Consider the following 19,143-nt stretch of genomic DNA (forward strand, 5'->3'; position numbering starts at 1 on the left):
GCCACTGTTGCTGCATATCCAGTTTGGCTTGCGTTGCAATCAGGCCTGACTGGTTATCAATCCCTTGTGCCTTTAATGTCAGGTCCTGACTAGACTGAAGCTTGCCTTGCTGGTTACTTAACACCCCAGTACCGGCATCAATATTCACAGTACCTTCAACACTGCCAATCTGCCCTGCATTGTTCGTCAGACTCTGACTGCTCAGCTGTACCGCCTTGTTCGCAATGATCTGGCCTGAACTGTTATCAATGTCCTGACCTGCCGTCACCTCTATCGAACCCTGGGCATTGATCAAGCCGGACTGGGTCTTTAACTGGCCTGCCTGAACCTTGATATCTTTACCTGACTGTAAAGAACCTGACTGGTTGCTCAATACACCTGTACCAGCATTTAGTATTAATTTGCCTTCTACTGAACCAATTTCACCTGCGTCATTATTAAGTTCTTGAGAAGAAACGCCAACATCAGCATTTGCAATGATTTTTCCAGAGTGGTTATTGATGAGCCCTAAGCTTGTTAAAGTCAAAGCATTCTGTGCAGAGATTTTCCCAGCCATACTGTTATTGATAGAACCAGCATGAATGTTATTGTTCAGACCTGCATAAATTTGACCTGATTGGCTGTTATCGAGTAAACCCGCTACATCAAGCTGCAGATCATGATCTGCTGCAGAACTTAACTGGCCACCCTGATTATTTAAGCTACCCGCAGTAATATAAAGTGCTGTTGGACTTTGAATAAATCCTAACTGGTTATTGATTTGATCTCTAATGGCTAATGTAAGCGGTTTTAATGTTCCGCGTTGGATCATTTGCCCTTTTTGGTGACTCAAGTTATACGCGGTAATATTAATTTGATCTGCTGATGTAATAGCACCATCTAGTATAGCTTGCTCTGTAGCTAATACTAATTGTCCATTACTCAGAATCTTACCTTGGGCTCCCTGCAATTGATTACTATTGATATTCAATTGCTGATTTCCAGAGTGAATAATTTGGCCTGCTTCATTGTTTAGAATAGAAGTATTTAACTGCATTAAAGCTGCATTACTACTCATTTCACCTGATTTATTATTTAGACCATTTACAAAGTTCAGAGTAAATTCGTTATTTCCAGTATGCTGAATTTTTCCTTGGCTATTATCTAGTTGTTGAGCAGAAAGAATAATATCCTGACTATTTAACTGTCCTTGCTGATTATTAATCAGATTCTGGCTGGCCAGTTTGAGTTGATCTTGAGCAACAACTGTCGCTGCCTGAGTTGAAATATCTGTACCAGCGTTCAATGCAATCGTTTTCGATTGTAATTGTCCCTGTGCTGCATCAATCGTCCCTGTCGCATTAATCTGGATATGCTGGCCTGCGAATGTTTGGCCATGTAAACCAACCCGATCCACATTGATCGTAAGCATACCCGTATCAGCTAATTTACCTTCACGATCTAGGCCCGCGGCAATTAAACCATTCTGTGCATGTTCTAATGCTGAGCTTGTGATTTTTATATTTTCCCCAGCCGCCAAAGAACCAGAATTTTGAATATATTTTCCTGTAACCGTTAAATCCTGATCCGCATAAATATCACCATTGTTTTTAAGCTGATCATGTTGCAATTGAACAGTTGTCGCCTGTAATTGCCCTTGATCATTGTCAAATTGCTGAGCAGTACTGTTTAAATTTTGCTTGGCAATAATAGCTCCTTGGCTATTATTGACAGTGCCGTGTTGCTGTTGAATTTGATTGCCAATGATTTGCCCAGATGTATTATTCAGCGTTTGACTATTTAAATTTAAATCAGTTTTTGCCTGTATAAACCCCTCTGTATTATCAATCGCTTGATTAGCTTTGATATTTACAGATTGGTTTTCTGAATAAACCACACCAAACTGGTTGTTTAAATCGCCTGCACTTACCAGAACATTGTCACCACTAGCAACGTAGCCCTTACTATTATTTAACTCACCACCTATAACTAAATCGAGCTGCCCAATTGACTGGATCTTACCACTTTGGTTATTAGCATTCTGACTTTGAATTTTTAGTGTGTCACTCGATGCCAACTGACCTTGCTGGTTGGTAAAACCTAACGTTTGAATATCGGCCTGTTTAACATTCAATTGGCCTAGATCATTATTGAAGTTGCTGCCTTTAATGGTGACAGTACCTAAATTCAGTTGCCCACCTTGGTTATCCAAACCATTTTGACTCTCTAAATCGACACCGCCATTGGCAATGATCGTTCCCTGATCATTACCTAATACACCCGAAACATGAATGAAGCCAGTATCATAAGTTTTTGGGGTGGTATCTATTGGAGGAACAACACCCAGACTTCCTCCATCCTGTGCCGGATCAACAGGAACCGTTGGAACTATTACCGTACTATCTGTATTACCGGAGCTATTTCCAGCGGCACCACCACTCGTATTACTCTTGGCAACTCCAATTTTACCACCTAAGTTGGTCATTGCACCCGACTTTAAATCAAGTCCTTGCAAACCTGTTTGTTCAATAGAACCACTATTTTTTAGTGTAGTAGAGGTAATAGCTATTCGAGCAGCATTTAAGGTGCCGCTATTGCTCATCTTACTTTCGTTTTGAAGATGTAACTCATCAGCACTACTGATTAAACCAGAGTTCTCTAGATTTTGACTTTCAATAGAAATTTGTGAAGTTGCGCTACTTACATTACCCGTATTTTGAATATTTTGAGCTTTTAGCTGTACCTGATCTTTATTCGCGATCAAGTTACCATTATTGACCAAATCACCATTTGCATTTAGTGTCAGAGTACCTTGAGTACTATTTATCGTACCTGCGTTACGTACACCTAGCCCTTGCTCTGTTCCCACTAAAAAGATTTTTCCAGCATACATCCCACCGAGTTGGCCTACATCTAAAGCAAAGCTTGGCGGAGGCGTAGTTGTGGATCCTGTTGTTGCCTTGATTTGAGGAGCTACTTGATCTTTGACTTGAATATCATTTTGTCCAAGTACCGTATTGAGTTCATTTGCATATAGGCCTGCATTGACTTTTAAGGCACGCGCATAAATATCTGTATACGGGGTTAAACTTCCATTTAAACCTTTACCTTCAATCGTGACCTGCCCCTCGCGGACACGGAATGATTCAAGATAACCTTGATTCATCACCGCTTGACCCGTAGTTAAAGTAAAGCGATCTGCATTAATCACACCACAGCCATCACATATCAAACCAGATGGATTCGCAATAACAACTTGTGCTTGTTTTCCGGCAACTTCAATATAACCCTTGAGTTGACTTGGATTATTACTATTCACTTCATTCAAAATAACTTTGGCTTCGCCTTTTGCAAGCCATGGGTTACCTTGCACCCAGCCTCCTAATTGAGTTTGGGTGTTATTTCGTGAGTTATTTAAAATAGCGCCTTCTTGCCCAACATCAAACTGAGTATAGGTATTACGTGAAACACCACCAGCGCTTGGTGTCTGAATATTGACCTGAGTCGTCCCATTTGCACTCGTTAAAATTGTCGGCTGTTGCGATGTAGGTGCACCTTTATCTGCAATAATCTGGGTTTCAGCCACACTGCTCATTGGCAAGCTAATCACCAATGCTCCCAAACAGCCAATAACAGCAAAGTTGAGTGGATTTAACTTCTTATAATGAATAGGTAGAACCGAGCCTGTAGTCGAATCTGTTCCAGATGCCCCCTGACTTTGCCCTGCTTGCTTGGTTTTGCTTTTTACAATCTCGGCAACAGCAATAAACATCCCACGAGCATGGCTAAAAATAATACGATAACGATTCTTATTCACTTTAAAGTCTCACTAAATTTTTATGTAATCAAATAAATATGTAATTGGGAGAGGATGGTTTAGTAAGTCCAGTTCACACTAAATCCAGTCGTGTAATCATCCGTTTCAAAGTGATCTGGCTTTTTCAACGGTGCTCCGACAAAAGCGTCATAATTCAAACGTAAGGGAGCAATTTGACCACGCAACCCGATAACTGCACCTAATAAACTTGTGCCTGGTAAAGGATTTGGATAATGTGCAGTTTTTCCACCAACCTCTCCGTAATCGATACCTGCGTACCAAGAGTGTGGTTTATTCATGATTGAGCCACTTAGTTCATTGCGAACTAAAAAACCATTATCAGCTAATAAAGTTTGCTCACCATCAAAACCTCTTACGGTATAACGGTTTCCAATTGAAAATCTGTCTTGAGGAGTTAAAGGTTGATTGCTGTGTTGAGTACGCCATTCAGCTAAATATTGCAGATTTTGCTGACCCACTTTAAAAGGAATTTGTAAACTAGCATTGGCTTGTAAAATCCCCACACGCGTATAAGCTTCACCAAAGTCTTCTTCTGGTGCTCTCATCGCATTCAACCAACCTGTACCACGTTTATAAGTCACATTGCCGCTTAAAGTAGCGTTAGAAAAATATTCAGTATGATCAAGGGTTGCTTTCCAACCCGCAGTTTTACGGCGTTGTACTTCAACTTCTACATCATTAATATAGTTTTGTGATTCACGATACCATCCTCCAAAACCCAAGGTTGTTTTCCGATGTGCGTCCCGATAAATTACTCGTGATAGATCTGCATTAATGAGTTCACTTTTACCGCTATATTGATAAGTTTCACTACTTCCAGCGACTGTTTGCAGGTAATTAGAGCGACTATAACTGGTTGAAAATAACCAATAATCAAATGGAATAGTATAACTTGCATAAAAGCCATCAGTACCATGTTTACCAGAGTTTCCACCGCCTAAATCATGGTTATAACTGATATAAAACAAATCATTTAAAGTCAGCATATCATCAAGTGATAAAGTCGCTGTGCCTTGATATTTTCCGGTCGCCTCACTCCCTGAATCATCAACCCCTATATGTAAGCGATAAGGTTTAGCCTGTTGCCACGCCAAAACCACATCACTATAGCCTGGTTCTTTTTTTTGTTCTGCTGGCTGGATTTTAAAGTCAGCTTCAACCGTTGGCACTCGTTTAAAGTTTTCTAAACCTTGCTCCATATCACGAATATTTAACAGCTCACCCGACTTTATCGGTAAAGCATTCCATAAATGTGCACGTTTAGAAGTACCATCAGCGAACTTAATCTGATCCACTCGTCCTGGAATAACACGAACACGCACCGTACCAGATGCAATATTTTGCTGAGGAAGCAGAACACGTGTGGTCACATAACCGTTTGCTATAATTTTATTTTGTACAAGATCAAGCGCCTGGTTTAGTCCATTTACCCCTAAACATCTTCCAATAATATTGTTCTTGCCAGTCGTAATCACATTAAAAGAAGAAATGAATTGATGGGCTTCTTCGCCTTCTAAAAGTATTTTCTTAATTTCAAAACAAGGTGTTTCACTGTTAGAGCGTAAATATTGTAATTGCTGAGCTGAAATCTTATTTTGTTCTTGCCCTAGATTTACGTTTACATTCGGCTGAATTTGTTTTTCTAATGCAGTGTCACGCTGTTGTTGTCGAATGGTTTGGTCAGCTTGAATTCTCTGGCCAATCGGATCACCTGAGTCCGCAGCATAACTTAAGCCCCCCATTAGCGATAAGCAGATGAATAAGACGCTTTTATTAAATTTTTTATAGTTCAACATATAAATCAAATCAAAATTTACTTTAATTAATCATATTTTAACAAAACATTAACAAAGTAAAAATACTTTATACAGATTAGTCTGTATGAAATTAAATTTTATTTAATATTAGTAATAATTTTTAAGAAAATTTAATTAGAAAATATACGAGATAAAAAAAAGCCCCTCTAACAGGAGCTTTTTTGAATCTTGGCAGAGGATCAAGGATTCGAACCTTGACGAACGGTTTTGGAGACCGTCATGCTACCATTACACCAATCCTCTATATGAATAATTAAACCCTTTAGATTTAATCATAAAAAAAGCAAGATCATCGTCTTGCTTTTTTCAATGGTGGGGGCGAAGAGACTCGAACTCTTACACCTTGCGGCGCTGGAACCTAAATCCAGTGCGTCTACCAATTTCGCCACGCCCCCATCTGGGACATTTATTTAAAATAAATGTGGCAGAGGATCAAGGATTCGAACCTTGACGAACGGTTTTGGAGACCGTCATGCTACCATTACACCAATCCTCTTCCAAGATTTAAATGACTTAACATTCAAATCAACTTTAAGTCTTAACTTAAAGTGGTGGGGGCGAAGAGACTCGAACTCTTACACCTTGCGGCGCTGGAACCTAAATCCAGTGCGTCTACCAATTTCGCCACGCCCCCGATGGCTGTGTATATTAGCGATAAGATCTAACAGTGACAAGTGTTTTTTTTCTAAAAAAAACTGACCGTGTAAATTGTATACAGATACTAGATCAATGATTTTTATCAGTTTGAGAGCGCATTTAAACAATTGATTGCTTCAAATGCATTTGAAAATCGGTTTTTCTGTTGTTTTTGCAATAACCCTACAAGTAAAGGGTAAAAAATTTTAACTGAATCAGGCAACTGAATGTTTAAATTTTGGCAATGCAATACAGCCCAATCATGATAAGTATTTGCTTGTAAACGCATTTGACTTAACCATTCATACAACACAACTCCAAAAGCATATAAATCGCTTTGTATACTTTTACTGGTTCCATGAAACAGTTCAGGTGCCATATACCTTGGTGTAGCATCAATGATTGAATCAGGACTCGGTATACGCCGCGTTTTTTCAAAATCAATTAAATAGAGCCCCTGCTCAAACTTTCGAAAGTGCTCCCTTTTTATATCTCCATGAATCCATCCTAGCTCATGAAACTCCGCTAAAGCTATAAGCGAGGTATAGATCATCTCACGAATATCTTTTAAATTTTGCTTTTGATCTAAATTGCCAAACCAGCAATCGGTGTCTGGCAAAATTAATACTTTCCCTTCAAACTGATGTAATTGGGAAATAGCACCGACATCAACTATTTTAAATGGCAAAAGCCAGTTCACTTTTTTATACTGAATATCTTCATAGAATTGCAATTCATGCAAAAAATCTTGCTCACTTTGAGCATGTACATGCGGCAAATGGTATTTTAGCCAGTAGTGATGAGCATCTATAGTACATGTCCATAGATGCCGTCCTAAAACTGCACTTTTAGGTTTTGTTACGCATTTTAGGTTTTCTATATGAGAAGCAAAATCATGCTTCAGCATAATAAGACTCTGGTTGTTGTCTCTTTTCTTCAAAACGTAGAACTTCTAAACAATGCTGAATTGTTTTACCAATACGCGCATGAGTTTCTATAGAAGAGATTTTCGGCCAAGTCGCCCGCTCACCTTCTCGTTGTAAACGCTTAAACAAATGCGGACGAGGGTTTTGTAGCGTATAGGCATAATGTTTTAGGCCATATTTGGCAATGATATTGACATCGCCATAGTAGCGCTGCCCTATTACTCCATACCCATGATCAAGCAATCTTCTTACTGGAGAAATAGCGCCAAGTCTTTGCCGGGTAAAGTCCATTACACCCATAGACAGAACTTTACCTTGGCGTCTTAAAATTCGTTCAGGCCAACTTAAAAGATCTTTACGGAAACGGTGTGCATCATCTTGCATAAATGGCACAACATGCGGATTTACTTGGCTGGCAATGGTGTAGTTTAAATTATAAAGCCTTGCCATTCTTTCTTGTGGAAAGTCACTGCGCACACTGCCATCTACCCATTTAGTGTTTGCCATATACGGCGTATGTTCACCATCATAACGCTTACTGGTTAAACGCACAGGTGGAAATAGAACTGGCACAGCACAAGAAGCCAATACAGCACTCCAAACTAAAACGTTGGGTGTCATAATTGCATTCATAATTCGTGGGTTTTCTGTTGCATCGTACGGTGCAACTGCCACATTAATATTTAAACCCGATTTTTTAAATGCTTCTTCAAAAGTCAAATCACCTAAGTTTTCGATAAGGAATTTTTTCAAATAATGGACATCCGCAATGCCCCCATTCCCTTTTATGAGTTCACGAAGCTTTCTAAAGTGAAACGCATCACTAAAAAATTGCTCGCCATTTAATAAGTTTTGAACGTCTTCACTCGCAGAAGTCCCCAACATACCTGTCATAATGGCGCCAGCACTTGAGCCAGACAGGACTTTGGGCATTAAGTCTTGTTCAATTAAAGCTTTACATACGCCTGTATGAAAAAGACCTAAAGTTGCACCACCCGAAAACATAAGCGCGGGCTGTCCATATGCTTTTTCACAATTTTCAAAAAACTCGATTTTTTCTTTTCTTTGAAAGGTAATACATTCACTAGAAGCAATATAAGCCAAGCTTTGGCTGACTTCTTCAATATAATCTTCAATTAATTTCTTTGTACCTACATGGGTTGCAGCAAACAACATAGGGTGGCCAATGTTTGCAATATCGTAGGTCAACCCTTCTTTTAAAAGATAAATCAAATCTAAAGTACGATGTTGCTGACGATATCTTTTCAGTAAAGTGTAACGATAAGAAATAAGCTCAGCATCAAAATAAGGTGAACTATTATCGAACTTCCACTCTTGCGCACCTGTTTCTTCATCTAGCTTTAATGCAAAAGACTTCCACTCTTCATAAGATTCAGCCATGTCTAACTGACGTTGTAATTTTTTGATACGGTAAGCCTGATGCGGATTCATATCACTTCGTATTTTTTCAAACATATTTCGTCCTCATCTTCACAGATGATTTTACTGAATAGACATGACAACACTATGCGCGGTCTGAACATTTCAATCAATTGCAAAACCGATAAACTGCATTGCTAGTATCTTTTTTGTCAGCTTGCAAATTTCGGTGTTAGTATCCTAGTAAATTACTGTTTAACATGATTGATTAACCATGGCTACCATTGATTTACCCGACAATTTAGTTCAAACCTTATCACTTGTATTAAATCAGTTACAGCAGGTTTTACCTGAACCGAAACAAGAAACTGATTTTACTGCACCTGCTTTTAGATGGGAAAACCAGCAACTTAAAGCAATTTATACGCCTAAGAATATTTATCTTGATGACTTAAAAGGCATCGAACGTCAAAAAGAAAAAATCATTCAAAATACTTTGCAGTTTTTAAATGGCCTACCTGCAAATGATGTACTGTTAACGGGTTCACGTGGTACGGGTAAATCCTCTATTGTGCGTGCTTTACTCACGGAGTATGCGCCTCAAGGATTACGTTTAATTGAAATTGAACGTGATGATTTAGCAGACTTACCTAAAATCCAAAAAATCATTCAAAACCGCTCTGAAAAGTATATCGTTTATTGTGATGACTTAGCTTTTAATGCTGAAGATGAAAATTATCGTAGTTTAAAAAGTGTATTAGATGGCTCATTACAGTCAGGTTCAACAAATTTTATTATTTATGCGACCAGTAACCGCCGTCACTTATTACCCGAGTTCATGCATGAAAATACACCTGTAACCAAGGTGGATGTACCTCAATATACCGAACTACATCCTCAAGAAGCGATTGAAGAAAAGATCTCTTTGTCAGATCGTTTTGGTTTATGGTTATCTTTTTATCCAATGGATCAAAACTTATATTTAGAAATCGTAGAGCACTATCTTGATAAAGCAAATATGCTTTTTACCGATGAAGTTCGTGCCGAAAGCTTGCGTTGGTGCCAAATGCGTGGACAACGTTCTGGTCGTGCTGCATATCAGTTTTCTAAGCACTGGATTGGTTTAAATGGCTTAAAAGAGTTGACCAGTTCTACCCAATAAAATAAACGGCTATTTAAATAATAATAGCCGTTTATTTTTAAATATTAAGAATTTACTGGAATAGATAATTCAGTCATTGGCCAACGTGGTGTAGTCGTGACAGCCAAGCCATCATGTTGGCCGGCTTTTAAACGCTGATAACCTGCAAATGCAATCATTGCACCATTATCAGTACATAAAGCAGGTTCTGCATAGTAAACCTGAGCTTTAATTTTCGCCAATGAAGTTTCTAACTGTTCACGTAGTCGTAAATTTGCACTTACCCCACCAGCAATCACTAAACGCTTAAGTCCAGTTTGCTTTAAGGCTTTTACTGATTTTTTTACCAAGGTATCAACAATGGCTTCTTGGAATGAAGCAGCAATATCAGCATCACGGTTTTCACCATTCAACTTTTTCAATTGAACAGAAACTGCCGTCTTTAAACCACTAAAAGAAAAATCTAGGCCTTGATGAAGCATTGGCCGTGGAAATTCAAATGCTAGCGGATCACCAGATAACGCTAGTTTTGCGATATTTGGCCCACCCGGATATGGCAAGCTCATCATTTTCGCGACTTTATCGAAAGCTTCACCAGCAGCATCATCAATAGACTCACCCAATAGTTCATATTGACCAATGCCATGAGCTGCCATCAATTGCGTATGTCCACCCGAAACAAGCAATGCAACAAATGGAAACTCAGGCGGTTGGCTTGAAAGCAAGGGCGCCAACATGTGCCCTTCCATATGGTGAACACCAATCGCAGGCTTATTTAAAGAAAAAGCTAAAGTTCTTCCAAACAATGCGCCTGTCATTAAGGCTCCCATTAAACCGGGGCCACGCGTATAAGCGACTGCATCAATTTCTTGTTTTGTTACGCCACTTTGTTCAAGCAATTGATTCATTAAAGGAATGAGCTTACGAACATGGTCACGAGAAGCTAACTCTGGAACCACTCCACCATATTCAGCATGAAGTTTTATCTGGCTATAAAGAACCTGTCCCCGTAAGCCGAGTTCGCTATCATAAAGTGCCAACCCTGTTTCATCACAAGAAGTTTCCAAGCCTAAAACAATCATCAAAACTGCCTTTTATATGAGTCAAAATATTGCAATCGCTATTATAGACTTGTGATATGAGTTGTAAATGAGTAAAATACTGACCTTCACTTGTGATCCGGCGCAATGGTGTGCCTGATCTTATCCATAATCTAGAGGATTTTACATGCCACAAGTTAAGTTGAAAGAAGGCGAACCAGTTGACGTAGCTATCCGTCGTTTCAAACGTTCATGCGAAAAAGCTGGTGTTTTAGCTGACGTTCGTAAGCGCGAATTCTACGAAAAACCAACTCAAGAACGTAAGCGCAAAAAAGCTGCTGCAGTTAAACGCTACCAAAAGAAATTGGCTCGCGAATCTGTACGTACTACTCGCCTTTACTAATTAATTTGTGATTGACTGCTGAAATTATGACTACTTTAAAAGACCAAATTACTGATGCATTAAAAACTTCTATGCGTGCCAAAGATATGGCAACAGTGACGGTTTTGCGTAGTCTACAAGCAGCAATTAAGCAAATCGAAGTTGATGAGCGCATAGAGCTTGGCGACGCTCAGGTTCTTGCGGTCATTGAAAAGCAAATTAAACAACGTAAAGAATCGATCAAAGCCTTTGAAGGTGCTGGTCGTGATGATTTAGCTAGTAAAGAACAAGCCGAAGCTGAGATTATTTCCCAGTTTCTACCAGAAGCTATGACTGAGGAAGAGCTTGATTCTATCATTGAGCAAACGATTGCTGCTCAAGAAGCAACTAGCATGAAAGATATGGGTAAGGTGATGAATTCTCTACGTCCGATCATAGCCGGGCGTGCCGATCCTGCTCAAGTTTCAGCAAAAATTAAAGCTAAGTTAGCTTAATTCCCTCCTCTTTCCTTATACATTCTTAAACTAAACTTTCATTTACTTGTCAGTTTAAGTATATCTGTGTCTACGAAAATCCTAAGTCAAACTAAATCTATTAAATTTTCATTCGTCGCTCATCTTGCATTTGCTTTAATCGACTATCTATTTTAGCCGACATAGCTTGGTTGCCCTTCGCTAGTCTTTGCGCGTGCAACATAGATTTAATTGCATTTTCTTCACTACCAGACCAGTACTGTGCTTCTGCACGATATCGCAATACATTCACCGCTCTTAATGGCGATTGTTTATCTAAATTAGCAGCCTGCTGTAATAGTTGCCAGCCCTGAATATCTCGAGCATTTTTATTAATAAAACGCTGCACGAGCGTCTGTACTTGCGCATATTTTCCCTGACGCAACAACACCTCAGCCAACTTATAGCTGAACGCCTTATTTTCAGGTATGGTCATTTGCAGTGGGGCAATCGAATTATAGGCCTGATCAAGCTTATTTTGGCCCAAATAAATATCTGTTTGTATAAGGGTAACTAGAGGCTTACCACTAGATTTCACTTGATCTAATGTTGTTTGAGCCTGCGTGTAATCTCCTTGTTTAAGATAAAACGCCGACAAAGCCAATATCCCTGCCAGATTTTTTTGTGAAGCTAAACTCTGCAGCTGATTTTCTGTAGCTTCTCCAGCGACCACCATGGTGTACCATTTTAAAATTTCAAAATCGACATCATATATTCTGCTTTTAACCTTAGGCATTTGATTGGCTCTTAAACGAGCTTCACTCATACGCTCAGTCGTTAAAGGATGCGTAAGCCAAAAATCCGGCAGAAAACTTACATGGCTAGTTGCTCTATGCATTGTTTCAAAATAATCTGCCATACTTTGCGGGTTATAACCCGCGGCATACATATACTGCATTCCAATTCGGTCAGCTTCACGCTCTTGATTACGACTATAAGTGAGCTGTTTATCAAGAAGCGCAGCTTGCGTACCTAACATGACCGCAGCTCCAGCATCTCCACCTGCCTGAGCAGCTAGAGCCACTCCAGCTAGCAAACCAGCCAGACTTAAAAGCGCCTGCCCTTTAAAAGCCTCTTCTGAACGGCTAAAGTGCCTCTGAGAAACGTGAGCAATTTCGTGTGCCATCACACCAGCAATCTCATCAATATTTCGAGCTGATGAAATAAGGCCAGTATTTAGTGCAAATAGCCCACCCGGGACAGCAAATGCGTTAATTTGAGGATCTTTAATTACAACCAGCCCAATAGGTTGTCCAAGTTGTGTTTCACCCAGAATATTAGAGAAGACTTGGAAAAACTGATCTTCCAGCCACACATCTTGTATGACTGGCATTTGCTTATGAACTTCACGGAAAACTTTTTCACCAATAAATTTTTCTTTCTGCTGGTCAAGCAATCCTATTCCACTACCAATATTGGGAATTTCGACTTGTCCAGAAGCGGGTTTTGGATCAAAAGGGTCAGCATAAGAGGCATTTGTTATAAAAGCCAAACTTAAAATAACTGGCAAAAATTTCAAAAGTTCTTCTCTATTAAAATTAAACTAACAAAAAAGCCCATTCATAGAATGCTTGAGTTTGCTGCATCATATGAACAGGCTTTCACTATAACATTGAAAATAGACTATATTTGCAATGAAGTGTTATTCAATATTTATACGAAATTAGGATTCACCAAATATCTTGGTGTTTTATCTTCTAATGCTTCTACCAAATTTTTATATGCTAAGTTTGCCATTTTTTTGCGTGTTTCAGCTGTAGCAGAACCAACATGAGGCAAAGTAACTACATTTGGTAATTTGAAAAGTTCAGAATCTTGCAAAGGCTCTTTTTCATATACATCCAAACCTGCAGCAAAAATAACTTCCTGCTGTAAAGCTTCAATAAGTGCCTGCTCATCAACCACTGAACCACGCGCAATATTAATAAAAATAGCGTGCTTTTGCATAAGCTCAAATTGAGCTTTACCCATTAATGCTTTAGATTCTGCATTTAAATCAACTGCTGTGACTACAAAATCAGACTGTTGTAACAACTCATCCAAACCTAGATATTGAGCATTCAATGGCTCAGCCAATTCAGGCTTTTCACGTCGATTATGGTAAACAATATTCATATTAAAACCATAAAAACCACGACGTGCAATTGCAGCACCAATATTACCCAATCCAATAATACCTAGTGTTTTCCCAAAAACATCCAGACCAAACTCCTGTGGCCCAACTGTTCTTTTCCATTCACCTTGTTTAGTCCAATGGTCTAGAAATGGTACTTTTCTAGCTGCACTTAACAATAGAGTAAAGGCAAGATCTGCTGTAGTTTCAGTCAAAACATGTGGTGTATTTGATAACCAGATTTTCTTTTGGTTTAAATAAGCAACATCATAATTATCGTAGCCAACTGTCACAGATGAAATAATTTTTAATTTTTGTGCTGGAGCAAGGTTACTTTCATTAAGTAAGCGGCCTGCCCCAATCATTCCATCAGCATCTACCACTTCTTGTCGTATCTGTTCATTAATATCACCCAATTTAGGGTTTAATACGACAACATGATAGTCCTGCTGCAACCGTGACAAAATTTCTTTATCGATTTGGCTAAAAACCACAACCTTTTTCATGTATATCCCTACTACTCATTGTTATCTTGCATAAGTTGCCACAACCTTTTTTTAAGGAGAGGCTTATCTAACATTTCTTTTAAACTAGCTAAATGAATAATATTTGTATGTTGAATATAGGCACATTTACCCAGACATAAAATCTTTTTTTCTGCCGCCACAGCATCTAAAAAACCTTGAATATATGAACCCACACCACGTTGATCCTGATAAGCAGCTAACGGGAAAGGCCATTTTAATTCAGCATAGTGCCCGACTTTGGCCTTTTGTATATTTGCCCAAAGTTGTTTTTCTTCTTTTTCTAATGCAGTTACATCAACAAAGATTACATACTTTTCAAGGCAATAAGCTTGCATCTCAAATGGAGCAATTGCCTCTTGCTCAACAACCACTTCAGACTGTGGAACATCTACAATTGCTATTGAAGGCTCCTCTACGACTTTAGGAACTTCAGGCAACACAGGCTTAGATGGCTTTTTTTCAAAAGTAGGAACATCTATTGTAGGTGCGATAATTGGTGCTTGAGATTCGACAACCTGATCTCGCCATACAGTATGGGCATTATTTTTTTGGCACACTTGTGTTCTAGGAATCCATACATCGATTCCTAAGGTTGCCAGTATATTTCTTTGCTGCCCAATCATGTTTAAATCAGTACCTCTAATCTACACACATTCTAACGGGCTTCTGATTTTTTTTCAGCGTTTTCTTTTAATGATCCCTATTGGAAACCACATATGTTTCTTAAATAATCATAACGCTATTTTTCTTCTGCATTTGCTCTACAATTTCATCAGACTCGAAACCAAATCGCCAGTAAAGCAATTCAAGCACATCCAGTTCATCTTGCGTAATAATTCGGTCACTCCATAAGCACATCTCAGCAATTGCCAAAATACTTAAACGATCACGAAGCAAGAGCCCAGCAATGTCATTTAAAATTTCAGCCAAGTCTAAAGGCTCATCCGAAATTTCATCATAAATATGCATTTCATCTGGGTTAAGTAAAGAGCGCAAAATACGTTCGCGAACTTCCAACTGGTTTGGACTATTAATTTGCTGCACATGGAGCAATGCATCAATCAAACGAACTATTTGAGGTTTCACCTCTTCAAATGCTGTTGGCAAATGAAGTGGCATCAAATTCAATTCATACTTAACACGCTCTAGTAATAGCGCATCAAGCAGTCCTATTTCGCCATCTTCCTGAATAATCAGTGCCAGTTTTGTCAAAAATTGACGTGCAATACTTGCAGGCATATGGCCAATATTTTTACATGCGTCGTGAAATATCTGAATATGAATACGACCATCCAAATTAAGCAAAGCATCGACAATCGAATGGCTTACTGGAGCTTCTTGCGGAATAAATTCTCGATATTGACGAATCATTAAAATTGCAACCATCACCTCACGCGAACCAGTGGCTGTTTGCAATGCACGCTGAATAAGTTCAGGGCGTTTTTTATTACGCCGGATATCACCACTTAAAGGCTTGATCGCATCATTTAATGCAAAACTAATTGGAGAAAGTCGTAATAATGGCAGAGGTTGTGGTGATGACCACGGAATATAGATTTCTGTCTCAGATTCTTCTAATGAACGGAAAAGGCTAAATAAAGGCCTATTGCGAAGTTTCTTTAAATTTTCTAACTGTAAATCTTGCAGTAAAGTGGGATTGAGCTCGTAAATACGCTCACGAATACTTGGGTGAATATTCATCCAGCTTTGAGGGCTAAGTGAGTTTGCAAAACACATATGCGCGATTGATTCAGAATAAGCACTATGAATTTGTGATCCTGAATGGTGAACATAAATACGTAATAATGTTTGGGTATTTGTACTATTTTTTAATAATCGCATGGTTTTTTGGTCATTGCGAAACGTACGGCCACTTAATGTTAAATATTTAATAAAACGAGTGATTAATACACCCAAGCTTCCCGCCAACCAGATTACACCACCGACAGCAACAAATACCGTTTCAAATTTATGCTTATAACCGGGACTATAGCGTTTAAAACCTTGCTTGGCGAGTTTACTACCCCATTGACTGAAAGTCGTTAAACCGCTGTATAAAATTTTTAATTTAGTATTTTCTACAGCTTCGCCCGATAAAATTTGGTTAAACTCATGGCCCAATAAACCATACAGCTCCAGTTCATCCAGATTCTGTAAAGCACCCCAGGTCAAGATAATGACAATATCATTTGAGTGAAAACCTGCCGTTAACGCATTTACACCTACTTCGTCAGGCAACACATAGAGAGTTGGAACGTTAAGAGAAAATGTTTGCGCCAAATGTTCTGTAATTTTTAATGCCGCATGTTCTTCTGGTGTACTCTCACCTTTTACCAAACGACGCGCTTTAAGCTGCTTGGCAAGGGAATGTCCACCTTTACGCAAAATATAAAGTTCAGTCACCACCGACCAAACCATAATAAAAAGCAAAAGAGCAACAAAATATGGACTTAAAGCGTGCCACCAAATTGGCTGACTATAATCAAAAAAATGAACGAGTAAACCTAAAATGAGATTTAAAATAAAAATAGTTAAAAGCACAGCGACCAAACACATAGTGATGGACCATGCCATATTTTTATTTTCGATTAAATAGTGGCTTACTTCTTTCAATGTAAATAATCCCAATTACATTGTTAAGTTTCATCATAAAAGAAAAAAGCGGGAAACACCCGCTTTTTTCGGCTATTTCTATTCTTCTTTAATACCCGTCAAATCTACTGACGCTGCATCAATATTGACATCAATATAACCATCTTTTTTCTTTTTCGCAGAATCATTACGCTTCTGCTCCAAATTATTCAGATAGTCTGCATCGATTCCACCAGTTACATAGATACCATCAAAAACAGAACAATCAAACTCAGTCAATGTAGGAACCTTACTTGTACGTACGGCGTTCTTCAAGTCTTCCAAATCTTGGAATACTAAACGATCAGCACCAATAATTTCCTGGATTTCCTCTACGCTGCGTTCTGAAGCAATAAGCTCAGTCTTAGCAGGCATATCGATACCATAAACGTTTGGATACATTACTTTTGGTGCTGCTGAAGCAAAGTATACTTTTTTCGCACCTGAGTCACGCGCCATTTGAATGATCTCATTACACGTAGTACCACGTACAATAGAGTCATCCACCAATAGAACGTTCTTGCCTTTAAACTCTAATTCAACAGGGTTCAATTTCTGACGTACAGATTTTTTACGCTGTTGTTGACCCGGCATAATGAAGGTACGACCGATATAACGGTTTTTCATAAAGCCTTCGCGGAACTTCACACCAAGAATATTTGCAAGTTCTAATGCTGAAGTACGGCTTGTATCTGGAATTGGGATAACCACATCAATATCATGGTCCTCACCCCAGTCACGCAAAATTTTATGCGCTAATTTTTCACCCATTTTTAAACGGGCTTTATAAACTGAAATACCATCAATAATTGCGTCTGGACGAGCAAAATAAACATATTCAAAAATACATGGGCGGTATTTTGGTTCTGCCGCACACTGTTTAGTGAATAACTGACCTTCAGAATCAATAAAAATTGCTTCACCTGGTGCAATATCACGCTCGATTTTAAAACCAAGTGCAGTAATCGCTACAGACTCTGATGCAATGATATATTCCATCTCGCCCTGTTCAGTTTCACGCGAACCGTAAATAAGTGGACGAATACCATTTGGATCACGGAAACCAACCAAACCATGACCAGTGATCATAGCCACTACGCCATAAGCACCTTGACAGCGCTCATGAACACGAGAAACCGTATGGAAAATATCTTCAGCTGTAGGGTTTAGTGTTCCTTTCTTTTGCAACTCATGTGCAAAAACGTTTAAAAGAACTTCTGAGTCAGAATCAGTGTTCATGTGACGTAAATCTGTTTTAAACAGGTCATCATGAATTTCTTCTGCATTGGTCAAGTTACCATTATGTGCAAGTGTAATCCCGTATGGCGAGTTCACATAAAATGGTTGAGCTTCAGCACTGCTAGCAGAACCCGCAGTTGGGTAGCGTACATGACCAATACCGTAATTACCAAGTAATGCTCTCATATGACGAGTATGAAAGACATCACGCACCATACCGTTATCCTTACGAAGGAAAAGACGGCCTTCATGGCAGGTTACTATTCCAGCTGCATCTTGCCCACGATGCTGCAACATCGTTAATGCATCAAACAACATTTGGTTCACTGGCGATTTACCGGCTATACCAACAACTCCACACATAGCAACCTCGCAGACAAGCTAGGAATTAATAAAAAGGATTCTTTGTTGAATGGTCGGGCCGGATTTCTGATTCTTCCGACTCGTCCATTGGTTTTGGAGAAGTGCGAGATACACCACCTCCAGATGTTATCTGATGATATGCCTCACTTGCTGCGTCTTTAGAAAGCTCTGTGGCTAAAGGCGCATAAGGCAGTAAAAATTGTATAAGTATGGACTGTTTCCAGTTTGCTGAACCCTCAACCCAAGGTCCTACACCTTGCATGGTAATAAGAACGACCAGTAAACCTTTCAACGAACCAAAAGCACCACCTGCTAAACGATTTAATGGCCCCAATTTCAAACTTTTCAAGAGGCCATTTAAAAGTGCAGTGACGATCCAAGTTAAAACAACAATAATAAGTGCAATAAATGCAAAAGCCGCAATCTTTTGAACCACCGGATCCTGACTTAAACCCGACATTGACGGAGCTAGAAGAACAGCATATTTTGCACCCATAATTAATGCAAAAATCCATCCTACCAAGTTCGCAAAGGCTTTTATAAATCCTTGTCGCAAACCGTTTAGCCCCCCAATGAGCAAAAGTATTAGAATGATGATATCAATAGTGTTCATGTTCAA

14 protein-coding genes and 4 tRNA genes are annotated in these 19,143 nt (G+C 39.1%); 3 read left to right on the forward strand and 15 right to left on the reverse strand.

Annotated features, from left to right (window positions below; genetic code table 11):
- The 8 genes from ACH63V_RS04465 to ACH63V_RS04500 all read right to left on the reverse strand — a co-directional run.
- On the reverse strand, positions 1-3,796 hold a 3,796-nt coding region (locus ACH63V_RS04465), incomplete at its 3' end, for a filamentous hemagglutinin N-terminal domain-containing protein (protein WP_396462865.1).
- A gap of 59 nt (positions 3,797-3,855) precedes the next feature.
- Positions 3,856-5,613: a ShlB/FhaC/HecB family hemolysin secretion/activation protein gene (locus ACH63V_RS04470; RefSeq protein ID WP_396462866.1), complete on the reverse strand. Its 1,758-nt coding sequence runs from the start codon at positions 5,611-5,613 to the stop codon at positions 3,856-3,858.
- Positions 5,614-5,803: 190 nt separating this feature from the next.
- Positions 5,804-5,877 (reverse strand) — tRNA-Trp (locus ACH63V_RS04475).
- Between the two features lie 67 nt (positions 5,878-5,944).
- A tRNA-Leu gene (locus ACH63V_RS04480) sits at positions 5,945-6,029 on the reverse strand.
- A gap of 27 nt (positions 6,030-6,056) precedes the next feature.
- A tRNA-Trp gene (locus ACH63V_RS04485) sits at positions 6,057-6,130 on the reverse strand.
- A 53-nt stretch (positions 6,131-6,183) separates the two neighbouring features.
- Positions 6,184-6,268 (reverse strand) — tRNA-Leu (locus ACH63V_RS04490).
- Positions 6,269-6,373: 105 nt separating this feature from the next.
- Complete coding sequence (locus ACH63V_RS04495) at positions 6,374-7,177, reverse strand: protein kinase (protein WP_343568446.1); 804 nt, start codon at positions 7,175-7,177, stop codon at positions 6,374-6,376.
- Entirely contained in the window at positions 7,164-8,672 is a 1,509-nt protein-coding gene (locus tag ACH63V_RS04500; RefSeq protein ID WP_004700599.1) for a DUF3336 domain-containing protein, read from the reverse strand. Before ACH63V_RS04500 ends, ACH63V_RS04495 begins: the two co-directional genes overlap by 14 nt.
- Positions 8,673-8,850: 178 nt before the next feature.
- On the opposite strand from ACH63V_RS04500, the gene ACH63V_RS04505 reads away from it, so the two are divergent.
- The gene (locus ACH63V_RS04505; RefSeq protein WP_263614141.1) at positions 8,851-9,738 is read left to right on the forward strand and encodes an ATP-binding protein; all 888 of its coding nucleotides are present in this window, start codon (positions 8,851-8,853) and stop codon (positions 9,736-9,738) included.
- Positions 9,739-9,782: 44 nt separating this feature from the next.
- Here ACH63V_RS04505 and tsaD read toward each other — a convergent pair whose 3' ends face one another.
- Positions 9,783-10,799, reverse strand: coding sequence for a tRNA (adenosine(37)-N6)-threonylcarbamoyltransferase complex transferase subunit TsaD (gene tsaD, locus ACH63V_RS04510; protein ID WP_311069290.1), 1,017 nt, complete (start codon positions 10,797-10,799; stop codon positions 9,783-9,785).
- A gap of 145 nt (positions 10,800-10,944) precedes the next feature.
- Between tsaD and rpsU the strand changes: the two genes are divergently transcribed.
- Positions 10,945-11,160, forward strand: coding sequence for a 30S ribosomal protein S21 (rpsU, locus tag ACH63V_RS04515; RefSeq protein ID WP_001136722.1), 216 nt, complete (start codon positions 10,945-10,947; stop codon positions 11,158-11,160).
- Between the two features lie 26 nt (positions 11,161-11,186).
- Entirely contained in the window at positions 11,187-11,633 is a 447-nt protein-coding gene (locus ACH63V_RS04520) for a GatB/YqeY domain-containing protein (RefSeq protein ID WP_004700591.1), read from the forward strand.
- A 100-nt stretch (positions 11,634-11,733) separates the two neighbouring features.
- Here the strand turns inward: ACH63V_RS04520 and ACH63V_RS04525 are convergent, their stop codons facing one another.
- From ACH63V_RS04525 to ACH63V_RS04550, 6 genes are all read right to left on the reverse strand, one after another.
- Positions 11,734-13,161 (reverse strand): M48 family metalloprotease, encoded by a 1,428-nt coding sequence (locus tag ACH63V_RS04525; protein WP_396462906.1) that lies wholly within the window; start codon positions 13,159-13,161, stop codon positions 11,734-11,736.
- A gap of 143 nt (positions 13,162-13,304) precedes the next feature.
- Complete coding sequence (locus ACH63V_RS04530) at positions 13,305-14,270, reverse strand: D-glycerate dehydrogenase (protein ID WP_263614143.1); 966 nt, start codon at positions 14,268-14,270, stop codon at positions 13,305-13,307.
- Positions 14,271-14,281: 11 nt separating this feature from the next.
- Positions 14,282-14,914, reverse strand: coding sequence for a hypothetical protein (locus ACH63V_RS04535; protein WP_396462867.1), 633 nt, complete (start codon positions 14,912-14,914; stop codon positions 14,282-14,284).
- Between the two features lie 100 nt (positions 14,915-15,014).
- Positions 15,015-16,904 carry a M48 family metalloprotease gene (locus tag ACH63V_RS04540; RefSeq protein WP_396462868.1) on the reverse strand — a complete coding sequence of 630 codons (1,890 nt, stop codon included), beginning with the start codon at positions 16,902-16,904 and terminating at the stop codon, positions 15,015-15,017.
- A gap of 78 nt (positions 16,905-16,982) precedes the next feature.
- Positions 16,983-18,524, reverse strand: coding sequence for an amidophosphoribosyltransferase (gene purF, locus ACH63V_RS04545; protein ID WP_019457102.1), 1,542 nt, complete (start codon positions 18,522-18,524; stop codon positions 16,983-16,985).
- Between the two features lie 25 nt (positions 18,525-18,549).
- Positions 18,550-19,137 (reverse strand): CvpA family protein, encoded by a 588-nt coding sequence (locus ACH63V_RS04550; protein WP_263614145.1) that lies wholly within the window; start codon positions 19,135-19,137, stop codon positions 18,550-18,552.
- Positions 19,138-19,143 lie beyond the last annotated feature (6 nt).

It is taken from the genome of Acinetobacter sp. ABJ-A23_2, assembly GCF_044538765.1.
GTDB lineage: Bacteria > Pseudomonadota > Gammaproteobacteria > Pseudomonadales > Moraxellaceae > Acinetobacter > Acinetobacter nosocomialis_A.

Bases quoted from the DNA above. Each gene is read 5' to 3' on its own strand.
- ACH63V_RS04500 (WP_004700599.1), bottom strand. From the start codon at position 8,672: ATGTTTGAAAAAATACGAAGTGATATGAATCCGCATCAGGCTTACCGT.
- ACH63V_RS04535 (WP_396462867.1), bottom strand. From the start codon at position 14,914: ATGATTGGGCAGCAAAGAAATATACTGGCAACCTTAGGAATCGATGTA.
- ACH63V_RS04470 (WP_396462866.1), bottom strand. From the start codon at position 5,613: ATGTTGAACTATAAAAAATTTAATAAAAGCGTCTTATTCATCTGCTTA.
- ACH63V_RS04495 (WP_343568446.1), bottom strand. From the start codon at position 7,177: ATGCTGAAGCATGATTTTGCTTCTCATATAGAAAACCTAAAATGCGTA.
- ACH63V_RS04520 (WP_004700591.1), top strand. From the start codon at position 11,187: ATGACTACTTTAAAAGACCAAATTACTGATGCATTAAAAACTTCTATG.
- ACH63V_RS04550 (WP_263614145.1), bottom strand. From the start codon at position 19,137: ATGAACACTATTGATATCATCATTCTAATACTTTTGCTCATTGGGGGG.
- ACH63V_RS04505 (WP_263614141.1), top strand. From the start codon at position 8,851: ATGGCTACCATTGATTTACCCGACAATTTAGTTCAAACCTTATCACTT.
- purF (WP_019457102.1), bottom strand. From the start codon at position 18,524: ATGTGTGGAGTTGTTGGTATAGCCGGTAAATCGCCAGTGAACCAAATG.
- rpsU (WP_001136722.1), top strand. From the start codon at position 10,945: ATGCCACAAGTTAAGTTGAAAGAAGGCGAACCAGTTGACGTAGCTATC.
- tsaD (WP_311069290.1), bottom strand. From the start codon at position 10,799: ATGATTGTTTTAGGCTTGGAAACTTCTTGTGATGAAACAGGGTTGGCA.
- ACH63V_RS04530 (WP_263614143.1), bottom strand. From the start codon at position 14,270: ATGAAAAAGGTTGTGGTTTTTAGCCAAATCGATAAAGAAATTTTGTCA.